General features: G+C 34.5%; 19 protein-coding genes. All 19 read left to right on the top strand.

What is annotated here, in order from left to right; genetic code table 11:
• The first annotated feature begins 53 nt into the window (after positions 1–53).
• The 19 genes from PHE88_07905 (at position 54) to PHE88_07815 (ending at position 18,534) form a co-directional block, all read left to right on the top strand.
• Complete coding sequence (locus tag PHE88_07905; protein MDD5687737.1) at positions 54–1,259, top strand: argininosuccinate synthase; 1,206 nt, start codon at positions 54–56, stop codon at positions 1,257–1,259.
• Positions 1,260–1,359: 100 nt separating this feature from the next.
• Complete coding sequence (gene argH, locus PHE88_07900; protein ID MDD5687736.1) at positions 1,360–2,670, top strand: argininosuccinate lyase; 1,311 nt, start codon at positions 1,360–1,362, stop codon at positions 2,668–2,670.
• On the top strand, positions 2,667–3,953 hold the full coding sequence (locus PHE88_07895; protein MDD5687735.1) for a TolC family protein: 1,287 nt from the start codon (positions 2,667–2,669) through the stop codon (positions 3,951–3,953). Before argH ends, PHE88_07895 begins: the two co-directional genes overlap by 4 nt.
• Complete coding sequence (locus PHE88_07890; protein ID MDD5687734.1) at positions 3,946–4,911, top strand: patatin-like phospholipase family protein; 966 nt, start codon at positions 3,946–3,948, stop codon at positions 4,909–4,911. The genes PHE88_07895 and PHE88_07890 overlap by 8 nt, the downstream gene beginning before the upstream one ends.
• Positions 4,908–5,774, top strand: a complete 867-nt coding sequence (locus PHE88_07885; GenBank protein ID MDD5687733.1) for a tetratricopeptide repeat protein — start codon at positions 4,908–4,910, stop codon at positions 5,772–5,774. Before PHE88_07890 ends, PHE88_07885 begins: the two co-directional genes overlap by 4 nt.
• 242 nt (positions 5,775–6,016) lie before the next feature.
• Positions 6,017–7,228 carry a diaminopimelate decarboxylase gene (lysA, locus tag PHE88_07880; protein ID MDD5687732.1) on the top strand — a complete coding sequence of 404 codons (1,212 nt, stop codon included), beginning with the start codon at positions 6,017–6,019 and terminating at the stop codon, positions 7,226–7,228.
• Between the two features lie 86 nt (positions 7,229–7,314).
• Entirely contained in the window at positions 7,315–8,124 is an 810-nt protein-coding gene (gene dapF, locus PHE88_07875) for a diaminopimelate epimerase (GenBank protein MDD5687731.1), read from the top strand.
• Positions 8,125–8,200: 76 nt separating this feature from the next.
• Complete coding sequence (locus PHE88_07870; protein ID MDD5687730.1) at positions 8,201–8,737, top strand: nitroreductase family protein; 537 nt, start codon at positions 8,201–8,203, stop codon at positions 8,735–8,737.
• A gap of 148 nt (positions 8,738–8,885) precedes the next feature.
• The gene (locus PHE88_07865) at positions 8,886–9,143 is read left to right on the top strand and encodes a YbaB/EbfC family nucleoid-associated protein (GenBank protein ID MDD5687729.1); all 258 of its coding nucleotides are present in this window, start codon (positions 8,886–8,888) and stop codon (positions 9,141–9,143) included.
• 82 nt (positions 9,144–9,225) lie between these two features.
• Positions 9,226–9,756 (top strand): O-acetyl-ADP-ribose deacetylase, encoded by a 531-nt coding sequence (locus PHE88_07860; protein ID MDD5687728.1) that lies wholly within the window; start codon positions 9,226–9,228, stop codon positions 9,754–9,756.
• A 223-nt stretch (positions 9,757–9,979) separates the two neighbouring features.
• Positions 9,980–10,858: a 4-hydroxy-tetrahydrodipicolinate synthase gene (gene dapA / locus PHE88_07855; GenBank protein MDD5687727.1), complete on the top strand. Its 879-nt coding sequence runs from the start codon at positions 9,980–9,982 to the stop codon at positions 10,856–10,858.
• Positions 10,855–12,249, top strand: a complete 1,395-nt coding sequence (locus tag PHE88_07850) for an ArsB/NhaD family transporter (GenBank protein ID MDD5687726.1) — start codon at positions 10,855–10,857, stop codon at positions 12,247–12,249. Before dapA ends, PHE88_07850 begins: the two co-directional genes overlap by 4 nt.
• 135 nt (positions 12,250–12,384) lie before the next feature.
• Complete coding sequence (gene dapB, locus PHE88_07845; protein MDD5687725.1) at positions 12,385–13,143, top strand: 4-hydroxy-tetrahydrodipicolinate reductase; 759 nt, start codon at positions 12,385–12,387, stop codon at positions 13,141–13,143.
• A 43-nt stretch (positions 13,144–13,186) separates the two neighbouring features.
• The gene (locus PHE88_07840; protein ID MDD5687724.1) at positions 13,187–13,843 is read left to right on the top strand and encodes a fumarylacetoacetate hydrolase family protein; all 657 of its coding nucleotides are present in this window, start codon (positions 13,187–13,189) and stop codon (positions 13,841–13,843) included.
• 69 nt (positions 13,844–13,912) lie between these two features.
• Complete coding sequence (locus PHE88_07835) at positions 13,913–14,290, top strand: hypothetical protein (protein MDD5687723.1); 378 nt, start codon at positions 13,913–13,915, stop codon at positions 14,288–14,290.
• A gap of 2 nt (positions 14,291–14,292) precedes the next feature.
• Positions 14,293–15,306 (top strand): PDDEXK nuclease domain-containing protein, encoded by a 1,014-nt coding sequence (locus PHE88_07830; GenBank protein MDD5687722.1) that lies wholly within the window; start codon positions 14,293–14,295, stop codon positions 15,304–15,306.
• Positions 15,307–15,355: 49 nt separating this feature from the next.
• On the top strand, positions 15,356–16,426 hold the full coding sequence (locus PHE88_07825) for a tetratricopeptide repeat protein (GenBank protein MDD5687721.1): 1,071 nt from the start codon (positions 15,356–15,358) through the stop codon (positions 16,424–16,426).
• Between the two features lie 149 nt (positions 16,427–16,575).
• Complete coding sequence (locus PHE88_07820; GenBank protein ID MDD5687720.1) at positions 16,576–17,289, top strand: hypothetical protein; 714 nt, start codon at positions 16,576–16,578, stop codon at positions 17,287–17,289.
• A gap of 78 nt (positions 17,290–17,367) precedes the next feature.
• Positions 17,368–18,534 (top strand): LL-diaminopimelate aminotransferase, encoded by a 1,167-nt coding sequence (locus PHE88_07815; protein ID MDD5687719.1) that lies wholly within the window; start codon positions 17,368–17,370, stop codon positions 18,532–18,534.
• Positions 18,535–18,630 lie beyond the last annotated feature (96 nt).

Here is an 18,630-nt window from a genome sequence, read left to right as displayed (position 1 = left end):
TTCATTGTTTTTTATGGTTTTTTTGATATAATATCAAAGATATTTGGAGGATTATCGTGAAAATCGTTCTTGCATATTCAGGCGGGTTGGATACATCTATTATTATAGAGTGGCTGAAAGAAGTGTATAATGCTGAAGTAATTGCCTGTATTGTTGATGTGGGGCAAACAGATGAAAAGCTTTCAGAAATCAAGAAAAAGGCAATAAAAACCGGTGCTTCAAAAGCATACATTATTGATGCTAAAAAAGAATTTGTTGAAAAATACATTTTTAGAGCGGTAATGGCAAATGCAATTTATGAAGGCAAATATTATCTTGCCACCTCGCTTGCAAGACCCCTAATTGCAGAAAAAATTATAGATATTGCTAAAAAAGAAAATGCAGGTGCAGTCGCTCATGGTGCAACAGGTAAAGGTAACGACCAGGTAAGATTTGAACTTACATTTAAAGCATTAATGCCTTCAGTGAAAATTATTGCTCCATGGAGAGAGTGGGAATTGAAATCAAGACAGGATGAAATAGATTATGCAAAAAAGCGCGGTATTCCGGTTCCTGTTTCTAAAGAAAAACCATATTCTTCTGATGCAAATATCTGGCATATTTCATATGAAGGCGGAATTTTGGAAAACCCGGACAATTCGCCGGATGAAAATATGTTTCAAATGACAGTTTCACCGGAAAAAGCGCCTGATAAACCTACTATAATTGATGTTTATTTTGAAAAAGGTGTTCCTGTGAAAATTGACGGTAAAAAGTATGGTCCGGTTGAAATTGTGGAAAAATTAAATTTACTCGGTGGCAAAAATGGTGTCGGCAGGTGCGATATTGTTGAAAATCGGCTTGTCGGTATAAAATCCAGGGGTGTTTATGAGTCACCGGCTGCGGTAATACTTTATACTGCGCACAAGGAAATAGAATCGCTGGTTTTAGACAGAGAAACCGCTCATTTTAAGGAGATTTTAACTCAAAAATACTCTGAAATAATATATTATGGTTTATGGCACTCGCAATTAAAGAAAGCGATAGATGGATTTATAGACCAGACACAAAAGAATGTTACCGGTTCGGTCAGGTTAAAACTTTATAAAGGTAATTGTATTGTAATGGGAAGGACTTCCAAGAACTCGCTTTACTGGGAGAAACTCTCAACATTTGAAGAAGAAGATATTTATAACCAGAAAGATGCAGAAGGATTTATAAATCTTTTCGGTTTGCCGTTAAAGGTAGAAGCAATCCTAAGAAAAGGCGCTCAGAAGTAAGAATCGTCGTAGAGTCATAGAGTCGTAGCGTCATAAGATCGAAGACGCAAAGACTCAACGACACTAAGACCCAACGACCCTATGACGCAAGAGGTTTTTTATGGATTTCAAAAACTTTGTTTCGTCTATTAGTTATGATGTTAAGCTTGCTAAATATGATATTTTAGGGAGTGTTGCTCATACAAAGATGCTTGCCAAGTGCAGAATTATATCTCAAAAGGATTCTGCAAAAATAGTTAAGGGGCTTCTTTCAATATTGAATGATTATGAGAAGGGGAAGGTAAAATTTACCGGCGAAGATATTCATACTTCTATTGAAAGTGAACTTAAAAAAAGAATCGGTGAAATTGCCGGAAAAATGCACACTGCAAGAAGCAGAAACGACCAGGTAGTGCTTGCTGAGCGGTTATATGTTAAAGATGAAATAAAAATAATTATTGGAAAGATTGATAATTTAATAGAAGTTGTTAAAAAAGTTGCAAAAAAATACCAGAATGTGATTATGCCGGGTTTTACACACATGCAAAACGCCCAGCCGGTGCTTTTTAGCCATTGGTTTTTGGCATATGGATGGATGTTGAAAAGAGATAAAGAGCTGTTGTCTGATTGTTATAAAAGAGTGGATGTTCTTCCGTTGGGTTCGGCTGCTTTCGCTGGGACGGAATTTCCGATTGATAGAAATTTTACAGCAAAACAGCTTAATTTTTCAAAAATATCCCAAAATTCAGTGGATGCTGTTTCAGATAGGGATTTTATAATTGAATTTTCATTTGACTGCGCGTTGTTATCAATGCACTTATCAAGACTTGCCGAGGAAATTATAATCTGGTCATCACAGCAGTTTGGATTTATTGAGTTGTCGGGTAAATTTGTTACAGGGTCATCAATTATGCCCCAGAAAAAAAATCCTGATTTTGCCGAGCTTTTAAGAGGGACAACAGGTCAGGTTTACGGGAATTTAATTTCACTTTTAACAATGATGAAAGGATTGCCGTTATCCTACAACAGGGACATGCAAAAAGACAAAGAACCGCTTTTTAGTTCTGCTGAAACCATAGAAAATATGCTGGATGTTTCCGCCGGGATGATTGATTCTATGAAAGTCAATCAGGGGAAAATGCTTACTGCCTGCAAAAATGGTTTTATTCTGGCGACTGACATTAGCAATTATCTTGTGTTAAAAGGGATTCCTTTCAGGAGTGCACATGGTATTGTAGCAAAGGTTGTCGAGTATTGTATTAAGAACAAAAAATCATTTGATGAATTATCGATTTCTGAATGGTCAAAATTTTCAAGTAAATTTGATTCATCTGTATTTAAGGTTCTGGATTATAAAAAAGCGATTGAAAAGAAAAAATCATATGGTTGTACATCTTTTGAATCAGTAAAAAACCAGTTAAAGAAATTATGAAAAAACTTTGTCTAATATCTTTGTTATTGATTTCAACTTGTCTTTATTCTCAACAACTCACGGAGAGAGTTTTATCTTTAGAAGATAGTATTAATCTTGCTATTTCTAACAGCCAGCAGCTTCTTTCTGCTGAACAAGATATAAATATTGCAAAACAACGGCTGAAAGAAGCGCGGTCAATAATGTACCCGCAGCTTGAATTTAATACAAATTTTTCAAGATTTAAAGCTGAAAGCCCGCTTCTTCTTTCTCCGGTTCTCGGTAATACGATTTTACCTCAAAAAATATATAATAATATCGGTGAAATAGAAAATTATTATACGACAAAAATTTCATTGTCCCAGATAGTATGGAGCGGGGCAAAACTAAGTACGACAAAAAAATTTGCAGATGCAGAACTCAAAGCAGCTGAAAGTGATTATGAAGCGACAAAAAACAGGACGAAAGCTTCCGCTCAGGAAGAGTTTTACAGGCTTTTATCAATTCAAAAAAAAATGGATATTTGTAAGTCTGTAACAGAGTCTATGGCAGATAAAAAAAGCAATGGATTAAATAATAAAGATAAGTTTTTAACTGAACGAATTTTAGAAAGAATAAGGTCAGCTGAAGAAAAAATTAAAAAGGATTTTGAGGTGACAAAAATAGATTTTCTTAATGCTATCGGAATAGAATTTAGTACTATATTTACGATAAAGGGTGATTTGGAATACAAAAAAGAAAAAGTAAGTGTGGATTTAAATAAATGTATTGCATGGGCGATGGAATATAGACCCGAACTTAAAAAAACAGAGATACAGGAACAGATGGATGCTTTATCGGTTAATTTATCGCTTTCCGGAAGATACCCGACAATTGCAGTCGGGGGAAATTATCAGCTTGAGGACACTCAATTACCTTTCGAAAAAAAATCCTGGAATGCAACAGTTAACTTGACACTTCCTATATTTGATGGTTTTGGTCAGTTCGCCAGAATTAAACAAAGGAAATATCAATACAGAAAAGCACAGATTAACAAGGCGAATATTTCAGATTCTATAAGAGCCGAAGTAAGAAAAGCTTTTATTGAGTACGAATATACTATAAAGCAGTATGAACAAAAAAGTAAAGATATGGAGTCGGGTTCTGTTTCAACGGAAGAAATGCTGAAAAATCTTTCATATCAGGATTATGTCGAAATTTCCGAAGTAGTTATGAATTCGAAAATAGAGTATGTCGATACGATTAAAGATGTTATTATTGCAAAAATTGAACTTGAAAATGCCATCGGAAGAAGTATTGACTGATAATGTGTTTAGCCGTTATCTATTAAAACTTTTACTGCTCACTGGCTGCTATTTATTACTCACTTCTTTTTGTTTTCCTGCCCAAAATGATAATTTAATTAGAGAATTGTTATGGAAGGATTTTCTATCTTTAAATAATAATCGTCCTAAAATTGCTGTTGTGTTGGGTGGAGGCGGTGCCCGGGGTTTTGCGCATGTCGGTGTTTTGAAAGCACTCCTGGAAAATAAAATTCCTATTGATATTATTGTAGGTACAAGTGCCGGTGCGCTGGTTGGAGGACTTTATGCGTCGGGCATGGAAATACCGGAAATAGAAAACATGGGGCGTGATATTGGTTGGAATAAAATATCAAATCTTTCTTTAATTAGACTTTTTACGCTTATAACTTCTGAATCGCTTTTAAGTACTGAAAAATTAGAAAAATATCTTGAAAAGTATATCGGCAAAAAGAGATTTGATGAATTAAAAATTCCGTTTGCATGTGTCGCTTGTGATATTAAAACCGGCGAAAGAATAGTTTTTAAAGATGGTGAAGTTGCTTTTGCAATGAGAGCGTCATCAACGTTTCCGGGGGTTTTTAAACCAGCTGAATACAGGCACCGGTTGCTTATTGATGGCGGCATAGTAGATAATTTGCCTATTGATATTGCAAAAGTTATGGGCGCTGATTTTATAATTGCTATCTATCCGCAAATGGATTATTCTTTGTTTGAAATAACAAATGTTTTAACAACATTGAATCAGGTCATAAACATACAGGGTGGTTTTTTAGTATCTAAACAGTTAAATGACGCTGATTTTCTTATAACCCCAAATGTGAAAAATGTCAGTCCGATAGATCTTGATAAATCGCAGGAATGTATTGAGGTAGGGCTTACTACTACAAGGAGTAAGGCGACTGATATAAAAGATAAGATTCTGGAAAGATTTATCAGTGAAGTAGCTTTAAAAAAATGATGAGAAAAATATTTTTAATTTTTGGTTTTATGTTTGCACTTTTAGTTTATCTTCATGCTGATATGGAAAAAACAGCAGAAGAAAAAACAACGGCAATATATACAACCGGGGCAAAATCAAAAAAAGAAAAGATTGCATTTTATGTTTCAAAAGGTGACGAATATTTGCTGCGTAGCGAGTATAGTTACGCGATTGATTTCTACACTAAAGCAAAAGAAATAAAAGAAAAAAATTCAGAAGTACTTTTTAGATTAGGTGAGGCGTATAGATTGGCTGATATGAAAAATGAAGCGATAAATTCATATAATAAAGCATTGAAGTATGGAGCGAAAGATACGCGAATTTTTCTTGGGTTAGGTGCCATTTATAAAGTGAAATATTTATATGAAAAATCTGAAGAATATTATAAGAAAGCATTGGAAATGGAAAAAAACAATATAATCGCGATAAAAGGTTTAGCTGAAATTTATGGAAACGAAGGAAAATATTCCGAAGCAATCAATTTTTATCATAAAGAGTTTCAGATAATGCAATCTGATGAGATAAAGTTAAATCTCGCACTACTATACATTTTAAGCAATAATTATGAAGAAGCAAGGAAATATGTTAATACTATATCCGGCCAGTCTTCTGACCGTCAGGAAGGAAATAATATTTTAAACGGCTATTTAAGCATAGGGAAAAATCTAAATAGTGCAATTTCACAGTTAAGTTCTGCTAACGAGCATCTTCTATTAGCGATGACATATATAAAGAAAAATGATTTTGTAAATGCAAAAAGTAATCTTAATATTTTGATAAATCAGACGGAAGATACTCTTTCCAGAAAACTTGCAATAGTACTTTATAAAAGTATTAAGTGAGTATTTGATTTACTTTCTGTAGCTGCCCGCCAACGGTTCAGTGGCGGGCTTAATTTGATGTATAGGAATTTCAATGTTATCACGCCGAGAGCGTGAAACTACAATTTAATTATAGGTTTGTAGTTGTCGCCAGACCCTTGGCAAGCCTAATTTGAAAGACGTAGGCGCCACTACAATCCTGATGTAGTTGCCGACCTTGGTCGGCATTGGTCTGATGTATATTTTATCACAAAGAGGTGGTTATGTTAAAATATAAAAATAGTATATTGTTTGCTGACGGTGTATTGGTATCGGGTATCGCAGAAAAAGTCGGTACTCCATTTTATCTTTATAGCAGGGAAAAACTTCTTGAAAATTATAAAGAATTTGATAAAGCATTTTCTAAAACAAAACATATTGTATGTTTTGCGGTAAAGGCAAACGAGAATCTTCAATTGCTAAAAATTCTTGCTAAAAATAGCTGTGGGTGTGATATCGTTTCTCTTGGTGAATTAAAACTTGCAATTTCCGCAGGCGTCAATCCTAAAAAAATAGTTTTTTCAGGTGTCGGTAAAAGGGACGATGAAATCAGAGAAGCAATTAAGTCGGATATTTTGATGTTCAATGTTGAATCAATACCCGAATTATACAGAATTGATAAAATTGCAAAATCCCTTAAAAAAATTGCCAGAATATCATTCAGGATAAATCCGGATATTGATGCCAAAACACATCCGCATATAACTACCGGTCTTGCACATAATAAATTCGGATTGTGTTTTGACGAGGCTTATAGCGGTTATCTTTTAGCAAAGAAACTTAAAAATATCGAAATCGTCGGTATTTCACTTCATATCGGTTCACAGATAACAGATATAAGTCCATTCAGCCTTTCTTCAAAAAAGGTATCAGAATATATTAAGAAACTTTCCAGTTCAGGTATAAAATTAAAATATATTGATATGGGTGGAGGGCTTGGTATAAAGTACAAAGATGAAAAAATCATCAGCCCGTCGGATTATGCAAGAGCCGTCGTTTCACATTTGCCTGAGAATCACACTGTTATATTAGAACCCGGAAGGTTTTTGGCGGGCAATGCCGGTGTATTGGTTGCAAAAATAATTTATATTAAGAAAACTTCAAAAAAGAATTTTCTGATACTGGATGCCGGTATGAATGATTTAGTCAGACCTGCTATCTACGATGCATATCATGAAATAATTCCTGTTACATTGAGAAAAGGTCCAAAGTATAACTGGGATATTGTCGGTCCGATTTGCGAGTCATCAGATGTTTTTGCAAAAGACCGCAACATGTTGCCGGTTTTGGAAGGCGATTTACTTGCTATCTTGTGTTCCGGTGCATATGGTTATTCTATGTCGTCAAATTATAATATGCGTCCTCAGCCGCCGGAAGTGCTTGTGGAAAGTAAAAAATGGAGAATAATAAGAAAAAGGGAAAAGGTGTCGTTTTGAACCCCCTCAACTCTTTCTTCTCCCCTAAGGGGAGAAGATGAAAGATGAGGGGAAGATTATAAGATTTTTAATGGACAGGGGTGGTTATGAATGTAAATTTTACAAAAATGTCAGGCAGTGGAAATGATTTCATTGTAATTGACAACAGGGAAAAAATCGTAAAAAATCCGTCAGATTTTGCTAAAAAGTATTGCCACAGGAAATTCGGTATTGATGCTGACGGACTTTTACTAGTTGAAAAATCAAAAACAGCGGATTTTAAAATGCGGTATTACAATTCTGACGGTTCTTTTGCATCATTTTGCGGAAACGGGTCAAGATGTATTGCTTTATTTGCATATCTTAAGAAAATTGCACCACAAAAAATGAGATTTGATTCAGATGCCGACATAATATCTGCTGAAATTGTGTCTAGCTGCAAAGAAGAGTTTTGTTATGATGTAAAGGTTAAAATGCCTCAGCCTAAAGATATAAGACAGGATTTGAATGTGAATGTTGAAAATAAAATATTCAAAGTATCATTTATAAATACAGGTGTTCCTCATGCAGTAATTTTTGTCAAAAACATAAAAGATATCGATGTTAATGATTTAGGCAAAAAAATTAGATGGCATAAAGAGTTTAAGCCCGAAGGTACTAATGTAAATTTTGTTCAGGTTACCAATAAGAGTAGTTTGCATGTCAGAACCTACGAAAGAGGCGTGGAAGCTGAAACCCTCGCTTGCGGGACAGGTGTGGTTGCGTCAAGCGTCATTTCAATTTTGAAAGAATATGTTTCATCAAAGGTAAACGTTTTAACCCAGGGTGGCGAAATTCTTAAAGTATATTATGAAGAAGGAAAAATACATTTTGAAGGTAAAGTATCTTCGATATTTGAAGGACAAGTAAAGATATAACAATATTATTTGAATCGCTGATGTAATTCGCAGTTTAAATATTTCAATGTAGCTGCATTAAGGTAAGGATATAATTATGAATTTTTTAGAACTTGTTAAAAAAAGACAGAGTGTAAGGAAATATTCTACTAGACCTGTCGCAAGGGAAATAATAGACCGGTGTTTGGAAGCAGCTCAACTGGCTCCGTCAGCCTGCAATTCCCAGCCCTGGAGTTTTATAGTTATAGAAAATGAAGAAACCAGAAAAAAAGTTGCCGATGCAGCATTTTCAGGTATTTATTCCTCAAATTCTTTTGCAAAATCTGCACCTGTTTTAATAGTTGTTGTTACAGAACATTCAAAATTTATCGCAGCTCTCGGTGGTTATTTCAGAGGTACTCAGTATAATCTTATTGATATCGGGATTTCTTGTGAACATTTTATTCTTCAGGCAGCTGAGGAAGGAGTAGGTACCTGCTGGCTGGGATATTTTAATGAAAAAGCAGTGAAAAAGGTTTTAAATATACCTAAGGGAAAAAAAGCAGATATTATAATAAGCATGGGTTATCCCGAAAATGAAAAGTTAAGGGAAAAATCAAGAAAATCAATAAACGAAATAAGAAAATACATATAATGCATTAATTAATCTAAAAAATTTAGTTTTTCACTATCCGCCACCGAATCAATGGCGGACAAAACTAAATTTTTCAGCAATACGTTTCAATAAAATTTAACCTTATAAAAGGGTAGAGGTAAAGATGAGGAGAAGAGAGGAGTAAAAAATGTTTGATAAATTAAAGCAGTTGAAACAAATTAAAGAATTACAAACTGCGCTTTCTAATGAAAAGGCAGAAGTTGAAAAGAATGGAGTAAAAGTAGTTATAACCGGTAGATTAGAGGTTGAAAGTGTCCAGATTAATCCTGCACTAAACAAAGAAGAACAAGAAAAGATTTTAAAAGATTGCTTCAACGAAGCAGTAAAAAAAATTAATCTTCAAATTGTCCAAACAATGTCAAAAATACCCGGGTTAAATCATTGATTTAACCCGCCCCCCCGTCATGCTTTCAAAGAAAGCAGGGGGGAACCAAAGTAATTCTATCTTTACAAAATGCAGTTTTAATGTGTATTCAAAAATTGAACTAATTATCGGTGATATTACCAAAGTTGAGGTTGATGCAATTGTCAACGCAGCAAATAAATCACTTCTCGGGGGTGGCGGCGTTGATGGTGCGATTCACAGGGCAGCCGGACCAAAACTTTTGGAAGAATGTAAAAAACTCAACGGTTGTAAAACAGGTGAAGCAAAAATAACAAGTGGTTATAACCTGCCGGCAAAATATGTTATCCACACTGTAGGTCCGGTGTGGAAAGGCGGCACTTCCGGTGAAGAACAGTTACTAAAATCTTGTTATAAAAATTCTTTGGAATTGGCATTAGAAAACAAAATTAAATCCATTGCCTTTCCGTCAATTTCAACCGGTGTTTATAGATTTCCAATAGAAAAGGCAGCACCTGCCGCTTTGGAAGAAGTAAAAAATTTCATTATAAATACAAAGAGTATTAATTTAGAAAAAATAGTTTTTGTTTTGTTCTCAGACAAAGATTTTAAGATATATAATAGTTTCTATAGTGAAATTATTGGCAGTATGTAAGTTATTCTAAAGACTGTCATTGGCATGCGATTGTGTTGCAATGTCATTGCGAGCGTTAGCGAAGCAATCTCATAAAATGTAGTTTGTCTAAGACGGGATTGCCACGCTCCCTTTGGTCGTTCGCAATGACAAACTGAGTAGTTTTTAGATATCTATAAGATGTTTGAGTTTAGCTTGACCAACAGATAACAAATTTTGTAGAATATAGACATTAGGGGGTTGTATGTTTGAAGGAAGTTATGTTGCTATTGTTACTCCGTTTAAAAATGGAAAAGTTGATTTTGAAAAATTGAAGGAATTAGTTGAATTCCATATCAAAAATGGGATGACCGGAATTGTGCCTTGCGGAACAACCGGAGAGTCAGCTACGCTTTCATATGAAGAGCATGAAAAGGTCATCGATGTTGTTGTAAAGGCCGTAGCCGGTAGAATCAAAGTTATTGCCGGAACTGGTTCAAACAGCACATCCGAGACGATTGAGATGACAGATTTTGCAAAAAAAGCCGGTGCTGATGGAGTGCTTATTGTAGCTCCATATTATAATAAACCAACTCAAAAAGGGCTTTATCTGCATTTCAAAAAAATAGCGGAAGAAATTAATATTCCGATAATGATGTATAATATACAGTCAAGGACGGCCGTCAATATAGAACCTGAAACAATTGCCAAAATTCATTCAGATTGCAAGAATATAGTTGCTGTAAAAGAAGCAAGCGGTTCTCTTGAGCAGATGACAAAAATTCGTTTGTTGTGTCCAAAAATGGATATGCTTTCTGGTGACGATGCGTTAACGCTTCCAGTATTGTCTATTGGCGGAAAAGGTGTTGTCTCTGTTGTAGCTAATATTGTTCCTAAAGACATTTCGGACATGGTTGGAGCTTATTTAAGCGGAGATATTGAAAAAGCAAAAAATCTTCATTACAAGCTTTTTGATTTAGTAAAAGCTATGTTTATTGAAACAAACCCGATTCCTGTAAAAACAGCAATGGGGCTTGTTGGTTTGTGCTCTGATGAATTGCGGCTTCCTATGTGTTCTATGGATGAAAAAAACAAAACAAAACTTGTTAAAACAATGAAGGACTACGGATTGAAAGTTAAATGATACCGGGACAAATTTTTTCAGTAATAATTTTTTCAGTAATGTTTATTGCTATTATGGCTGAGAAATGGCACAGGTATATTTCTGCTTTAGTTGGTGCGATTTTAACAATAATTTTTGTTTTTAAGACACCTGATGCTATTCTTTGGGTGCTTAACTTAAAAGAAATTTTTCAATCATCTTTTTGGATAATAAAAGGAATTAAGGGAGAAGCTTCACACGGTATCAACTGGCAGACAATAATTTTTATTGCCGGTATGATGACAATGATAGAAGGACTTACAAGAGTAGGTTTTTTCAGGTGGTTATGTCTTTATGTAGCAAAACTGGTTAAATATAAGGTAATTCCGATATTTATAGCATTTATGCTGCTTTCAGGTTTTTTGTCAATGTTCATTGACAGTATTACCGTGTTATTGTTCCTTGCATCAGTTACGATAGAACTTGCAAAACTTTTGAAATTTGACCCTGTACCTGTAATTATAGCGGAAATCTTTGCTGCCAACACAGGCGGAAGCGCAACAATGTGCGGTGACCCGCCTAATATTATTATAGGGACCTCATTTGGATTCTCGTTCTTTGATTTCTTAAAAAACACAGGAGTAATTGCCTGGATAGGAATAGTTTTTACGATAATTTTCTTTTACTTTGCATTTAGAAAATTGCTAAAATCAAAGAATGCTGATGACAGCAGTTATCAGCATAAATCTGCGGTTAACGGGTTTCAAATCAGCGGTAATCAGCGTTTTAATAAATATCCTGAACCCAGGAAAGCGATTGCACATTATCAATTGTTTGTAGTTTATTCTGTTGTGTTTTTAGTCATAGTAGTTTTACTTGTTACGCATAGCTGGACAGGGCTTTCAGTTGCTTTTATAGGTTGTATTGCAGCAGCTCTTACCCTTGCTTGTGCGTATAAATCGCATCACAAGATTATTCGTAAAATTGATTGGAAGACATTATTATTCTTTGTCGGGCTTTTTGTCTGTGTCGGCGGGATGGAATATACGGGTGTACTGAAATTACTTGCCGACTGGATAGGCAGAGTATCAAAAGGCAATGCCTTCCTTGTTGTTTCAATAATTTTATGGACTTCCGCATTTGCGTCTGCAATAATTGATAATATTCCTTTTGCAGCGACAATGGTACCTGTAGTATTTAATCTATCAAAAACAGGGATCCCTTTAGGGTCGTTAAGCTGGGCGCTTGCATTAGGGACTGATATAGGCGGTAATGGTACACCGATTGGTGCCTCAGCAAATGTTGTTGGAATTGCAATTGCAGAAAAGAAAGGTTATAAAGTCGGCTGGCCTAGATATTGTAAATATGCATTCCCCGCAATGGTAATAGTTGTAGCGCTTTGTAATGTGTATTTATATTTAAGATATTTTTGACCGAATTGAAAGAACCCCTCAACTCTTTCTTCTCCCCATAGGGGAGAAGATAAAAGATGAGGGGGATTATAAGATTTTTAGCGGTCAGGTCTAAAACATAGATTACTTAATAGATAATCAAATTAGGAGAATATTATGCTGAAACTTACTGTTTGTGGTGCTGCCGGGAAAATGGGGAAAATGATTATTGAAAGAGCGCTTGCTGACGGCAGTTTTGTTTTGTCAGGTGCAATAGAATCACAGGGGCATCCCGCTATCGGTCAAACAATTGACAAGATTAAAATTACAGATAATTTTGATGCAGCTGTAAAATTATCGGATGTAATAATTGATTTTACATCTCCGGATGCAACGTTAGAGCATTTAGAAATTGTGCGTGTAAACAAAAAAGCGCTCGTTATCGGGACAACAGGAATTTCAGAAAGCGGAATTAAGAAGATAGAGAATACTTCTAATGAAATCCCGATTATTTTTAGTCCTAATATGTCTATTGGTGTAAATTTGTTATTCAAACTGGTTAATGAAATAGCGGATGTTTTACCTGACTATGATGTTGAAATTATTGAAGCACATCACAATCAGAAGAAGGACTCACCGTCAGGCACAGCACTGAAACTCGCAGATATTATTTCTAAAAAACTCAAATTATCAAAAGTTTACGGCAGGTTTGGTAACGTGGGCCTGCGTAAAAAGGAAATTGGAATCCATTCTGTGCGTGCCGGTGATATAGTCGGTGACCATACTGTAATTTTTGCAGGAGCCGGCGAGCAGGTTGAAGTTGTCCACAAAGCACATTCCCGTGAAACATTCGCAGTAGGTGCTGTTAAAGCCGCAAAATGGCTTTCCGGAAAGAAACCCGGTCTTTACAGTATGCAAAACGTATTAGGATTGTAATAAATGGAAAAAGCAGTTCTTTCTTCTCCCCCTGTGGGAGAAGATGAAAGATGAGGGGAAATATAAAGTCCTTATTATGATTTATAAATTTACAAAGAAACCATCAAAAGTTGTTGCTGTCGGGTTAAACTACATTAATCATGCGACAGAATTAAAAATGAAACTTCCGGATGAACCTATAATATTTATTAAACCGGTAACATCCGTAATCTGGAACAACCAAAAAATAAAATACCCGAAGATGTCCAAACAGGTTGATTACGAAGCAGAATTGGGTATAGTTATCGGAAAACAATGCAAAAATATTTCAGAAAAAGAAGCCAAGAAATATATTCTCGGATATACCTGCGTTAATGATGTTACAGCGCGGGACTTGCAAAGAAAAGACGGCCAATGGACAAGAGCGAAATCATTTGACACATTTTGTCCAATCGGACCGCACATCGTTTCCGGGATTGCAAATCCGAATAATCTGAATATTGAACTTTTCCTGAACGGCGAATTAAAACAATCTTCCAATACAAAAAATCTTATTTTTAAAGTCGAAGAACTCGTTTCGTTCATATCAAAAATTATGACACTTGAAAAATACGATGTAATAGCAACCGGAACCCCTTCAGGTATAGGTCCCGTGAAAACCGGCGATAAAATAGAAGTAAAAATAGAAAAAATCGGCACCCTAATTAATTGTGTTGAATAAATTAGGAATATTCGTTGGTTTTTGTAGTCGCAGAGCTTGCTCTGCTTCCGTTGTCGGAGGCTAATTAACATGAAAGAATTTTTAAAAAAAACTTGGTTATATTTACAAAGCATTTTTTCTGATGAAGAAGACCCTAACGAACCAATTTATGACCCCGTTCACATTGCTTCTATGGTTGTTCTTACGCTTTTTGGGATTACTATTTTATTCTGGCTTTTCTGGTCATTACTCGTTTATAAAGGCGGGCTCATAGAAAAAGTCCTCCCGTTTTTAAGCGTTATTTTCACATCTAAAACACTCGCCAGTTATGGTTACGAGGGTTATCCATACGAGATGGGCATATTCGACGGTTGGATAACAAATGTAGTAGCACTTTTATTTTTATGCCTCCTGGTTTGGCGCATAGTGTATATATTGGGAAGAAATAAAAACGTTACACAAGATTGAGTATGACAAAAAACGTTCAAACACAACATTATCAGACACTTATTAAAAGTATTGGAGAATTACTTAACCAGGGTCGTCAGCGAGCATATTCTCAAGTTAATAATATTCTTGTTGAAACTTATTGGGATATTGGCAGAGAAATTGTGGAATATGAACAAAAAGGAAATGAACACGCAGAATATGGTTCAGAATTGTTAAACCGGCTTTCGTCCGATTTGCGCACCAAATACGGGAAAGGTTTTAGTAGAAGAAATGTATTGGATATGAGGCGATTTTATCTTGTGTATCCGATTCGGCAGACACTGTCTGCCAAATTAACATGGAGTCACTATGTTTTATTGTTGAGTGTTGGAAATGACTTGGCTCGAGGATTTTATATGCAACAATCAGTTAAGGAAAACTGGTCGGTACGTGAACTTGAACGCCAGGTAAATTCCATGCTTTTTGAACGTCTTGCGCTAAGCAAAAAGAAAAAAGCCGTGCTTGATATGTCCAATAAAGGACACATAGTAGAAAATGAAAAAGATATCATAAAAGAACCATATGTGCTTGAATTTCTTAATATTCCTCAAAGTCATAAATATTCCGAAAAAGAACTTGAACGAAAAATCATAGACAATATTCAAATGTTTCTTCTTGAATTAGGTAAAGGTTTTGCCTTTATAGGCAGACAATACCGTTTAAGTTTCAGCAGTAAGCATTATTATGTAGACCTTGTTTTTTATCACAGAATTCTTAAATGTTTTGTTTTGATTGATTTAAAAATAGGGCATGTTAACCACATTGATATCGGACAAATGAATATGTATCTGAATTACTTCAAAAAAGAAGAAATGACACAAGGGGATAATGAGCCTATCGGAATAATACTTGCGGCTGATAAAGACGATGTTCTTGTAGAATATGCTTTAGGGAATATTTCTAATAAATTATTCGTTTCAAAGTACCAGTTATATTTGCCGGAAAAGAAATTGCTTGAAAAGAAATTAAAAGAACTGCTAAACAAAGAGCAGTAAAAGCGTTAATAAATCCACCCGAATCAAAACGAAAAAAGATAGATTTTTTATGAAAAAAATATTTTTAACTATTATTTTCTTATTTTTAACTTGTCCTGTATTTTCAAAAAATATTGCAGTAATTCCTTTTCAAAATATAAGCGGCGATAAGGAAAAAAACTGGATAGGCGCGGGTTTTTCAGAAACTTTAACTACAAAACTTGTTAAAGTAAAAGAAATAACCGTACTTGAAAGAGAACAATTATCCAAAATATTAGAAGAAATCAAATTCCAATATTCAGGTGCTGTTGATGAAAAAACCGCAGTTAAAATGGGTAAAATGTATGGCGCCGATGTATTAGTTTTCGGTTCTTTTCAGGTAATGGGAGAAAAATTAAGAATTACCGCGAGATTTGTGGATGTTCAGACCCGAAAAGTAATAGACACAGCAGAAGCAAACGGAAACATTTCTGATATTTTTAAACTTCAAGATGAAATTGCCTTTAGTTTAATGGATAGTTTGAAAATAGTCCTGGGTGAAAAAGAAAAAGAAGAAGTAAAAGTTAACCCAACCGATAATTTAACCGCTTATCAATGGTTAAATAAAGGGAATGAAGTACTACTTGACTCAGATTTAGATATAGCAATAGAGGAGTACGATAAGGCAATAGAATTGGATCCAAAATATATTGAAGCCTACATTATGAGAGGTTTTGCTTATTTTGAAAAGGACTTATATGATAAAGCAATAGAAAATTACACAAAAGTAATTGAAATAAATCCAAAAAATGCAGAATCTTACCGAATGCGTGGGCTTGTTTATGAGAGAAAAAAGTTATACGTCGATGCAATAAAAGATTTTAGTAAATTAATTAAATTAAATCCAAAATTTGCGATAGCATATAGCATTCGTGGCGATGCTTATTCTGAGCAAAGCTTATATGAAGAAGCAATAGAAGATTATACAAGAGCAATTGAATTAAATTCTCCTTCAAGTGGGAGTAACTATTTTTTCCGAGGAGTTGCATATTATAAAAAAGGTGATAAAGAAAAAGCAATAAAAGATTTTAAAAAAGCATCAGATTTTTTAGGGGAAGAAAACGTGAGGCAGGACTTAAAAAGTTTTAACATTAATTATTAGATAATATTCTTGAAAGATCAAAGTCATCCCAATTTTTTTAGCAAATATAATGTGTATTTGATTAAAAAATATTTTTAATACTGATTATTAGAAAAATATTTTAACCAAATGATTATGATAGATAAAAATATTGATTTTTAACTTTTGAAATGATAAAACAAATTCAGTCAGACGAAATATATCTGCTTTTAACAAGTGGTAATGGTTTTAAAAAGTTAGGGAAGTTGGGTTTTCTCAAGGATAATAGTGTTTTTTTTGTTTTTCCAGAAATGTCAGTTCCAGGTATTTTATCTGAATCTTTAATCGATAGGAATAAATCAGATGTTCAGAAAGTTGATTTGGGTAATGGGGGTAAGGTTACCAACGAAACAGTAAAATTCATGTATCACCCAGACGGCAATATTCATTTTTCAATGGAAAAACGAATACGCACGGAAATTAAAACAAATAATGTTAAGTTAGAGAATCAAGCCGACTGTTTGTTTGAATGTTTTTATGAGAATTTTGGTACTTTTAAAAATATTTCTTCACAAGATTACAATAAGTATAAAAAACGTGGTTGTTTTAGATTAGGCTATAACACTATACCCAGGGTTTTTAGAATATCAATCAGAAGATGTATATTGAAAAATGTTAACTGGGCAGGAGCAGGTGTTGTATTTTACTCAAAAAACAAAGAAATAGCTTTGACCATGGCTATTTCTGAAGAAAAAAACATTACATTTAACTATAATAAACCCATTTTTGTTTTTCGTAGTAGTGTAATCCAACAACAAGATAAAATAAAATTTTTAGCTGCAATGTATCCTGCTAGTAATTACAAAGAATTAAGGAAGAAAATAGGGACTGTAGATATAGTTTAAGAAGGAATTCTTCGGGACACAATACTAAATTATTAAAATAGTGCAATAATTTAATTAAATAAAAAAGTTGAGGTTATTATGAAAATTGATTATTCTGAACGGTTGAAGAAACTTCCGCCGTATCTGTTTGTTGAAATTGACAGAAAGAAAAAAGCGGCTATTGAGAAAGGGGTTGACATTATTTCACTGGGTGTTGGCGACCCGGATTTACCCACACCGAAACATATTATTGATGCGGTTAAGATAGCGGTTGAAAAATCCAAATATCACCAATACCCGTTTGGTGCGGGGCTTATTGAGTTTAGGAAAGCAATTGCTGATTGGTACAAAGGCAGATTTAATGTAGACTTGAATCCGCAGAACGAGATATACACTTTAATCGGTTCAAAAGAGGGTATCGGACACATTCATTTGGCGTTTATAAATCCTGGTGATACTGTTTTGGTTCCTGAACCGGGTTATCCTGTCTATAACTGCGGGACAATTTTTTCAGATGGCAAGTCATATTTTTTACCTCTGACAGAAAAAAATAATTTTTTACCTGATTTAGAAAAAATACCGGAAAAAATTGCTAAGAAAGCAAAAATGTTGTTTATCAACTATCCCAATAACCCAACTTCTGCGACAGCGACGCTGGAATTTTATGAAAAAGTTGTTAAATTTGCTAAGAAATATAATATTATTGTCTGCAGCGATGCCGCGTATTCAGAAATTTATTATGACAACCAAAAACCGCCGAGTTTTTTACAGGTAAGAGGTGCAAAGGATATTGGTGTTGAATTCCATTCACTTTCCAAAACATATAATATGACCGGTTGGCGTTTAGGTTGGGTTTGCGGGAACAGCGAAGTTGTTAAAGGTCTTTCAAATATAAAAGATAATTACGATTCCGGCGTGTTTGGTGCTATTCAGGAAGCAGGTGTTGTTGCACTTACATCTTCACAAAAATGTGTAGAAGAAATGAGAGAAATCTATCAGAGACGAAGAGATGTTTTTATTAAAGAATTGAATAAAATAGGTTGGTCAGTAAAAAAGCCACAAGCGACTTTTTATGTTTGGGCGAAGGTTCCTAATGGTTATTCATCCGCTGAAACAGTAAGCAAACTTTTAGATAGTGCGGGAATTGTTTCAACGCCGGGTAATGGATTAGGTCCTTCCGGCGAAGGTTATTTAAGATTTACTTTAACAGTATCAGAAAACCGTCTTAAAGAAGCAGTCGGAAGAATATCAAAGATTAAATGGTAAATTGAAAGATAGAAAGATTTAAGATTAAAGATTGGAAAACCAGGGAAATATATTGAAACTGATAGAAATATATAGAAATAAAACAACAAATTTCCA

This window comes from Elusimicrobiota bacterium (assembly GCA_028718185.1).
In the GTDB taxonomy this organism is placed as follows: Bacteria; Elusimicrobiota; UBA8919; order UBA8919; family UBA8919; genus JAQUMH01.
Note: the sequence above shows the minus strand (reverse complement) of the source record. Positions and strands in the feature narration are given on the sequence as shown.

Excerpts from the sequence above, each read along its gene's own strand:
- dapA (MDD5687727.1), top strand. The coding sequence starts at position 9,980 with ATGTTTGAAGGAAGTTATGTTGCTATTGTTACTCCGTTTAAAAATGGA.
- dapB (MDD5687725.1), top strand. The coding sequence starts at position 12,385 with ATGCTGAAACTTACTGTTTGTGGTGCTGCCGGGAAAATGGGGAAAATG.
- PHE88_07835 (MDD5687723.1), top strand. The coding sequence starts at position 13,913 with ATGAAAGAATTTTTAAAAAAAACTTGGTTATATTTACAAAGCATTTTT.
- PHE88_07820 (MDD5687720.1), top strand. The coding sequence starts at position 16,576 with ATGATAAAACAAATTCAGTCAGACGAAATATATCTGCTTTTAACAAGT.
- PHE88_07885 (MDD5687733.1), top strand. The coding sequence starts at position 4,908 with ATGATGAGAAAAATATTTTTAATTTTTGGTTTTATGTTTGCACTTTTA.
- PHE88_07895 (MDD5687735.1), top strand. The coding sequence starts at position 2,667 with ATGAAAAAACTTTGTCTAATATCTTTGTTATTGATTTCAACTTGTCTT.
- PHE88_07840 (MDD5687724.1), top strand. The coding sequence starts at position 13,187 with ATGAAAGATGAGGGGAAATATAAAGTCCTTATTATGATTTATAAATTT.
- PHE88_07870 (MDD5687730.1), top strand. The coding sequence starts at position 8,201 with ATGAATTTTTTAGAACTTGTTAAAAAAAGACAGAGTGTAAGGAAATAT.
- PHE88_07830 (MDD5687722.1), top strand. The coding sequence starts at position 14,293 with ATGACAAAAAACGTTCAAACACAACATTATCAGACACTTATTAAAAGT.
- PHE88_07865 (MDD5687729.1), top strand. The coding sequence starts at position 8,886 with ATGTTTGATAAATTAAAGCAGTTGAAACAAATTAAAGAATTACAAACT.
- PHE88_07825 (MDD5687721.1), top strand. The coding sequence starts at position 15,356 with ATGAAAAAAATATTTTTAACTATTATTTTCTTATTTTTAACTTGTCCT.
- PHE88_07850 (MDD5687726.1), top strand. The coding sequence starts at position 10,855 with ATGATACCGGGACAAATTTTTTCAGTAATAATTTTTTCAGTAATGTTT.
- lysA (MDD5687732.1), top strand. The coding sequence starts at position 6,017 with ATGTTAAAATATAAAAATAGTATATTGTTTGCTGACGGTGTATTGGTA.
- dapF (MDD5687731.1), top strand. The coding sequence starts at position 7,315 with ATGAATGTAAATTTTACAAAAATGTCAGGCAGTGGAAATGATTTCATT.
- argH (MDD5687736.1), top strand. The coding sequence starts at position 1,360 with ATGGATTTCAAAAACTTTGTTTCGTCTATTAGTTATGATGTTAAGCTT.
- PHE88_07815 (MDD5687719.1), top strand. The coding sequence starts at position 17,368 with ATGAAAATTGATTATTCTGAACGGTTGAAGAAACTTCCGCCGTATCTG.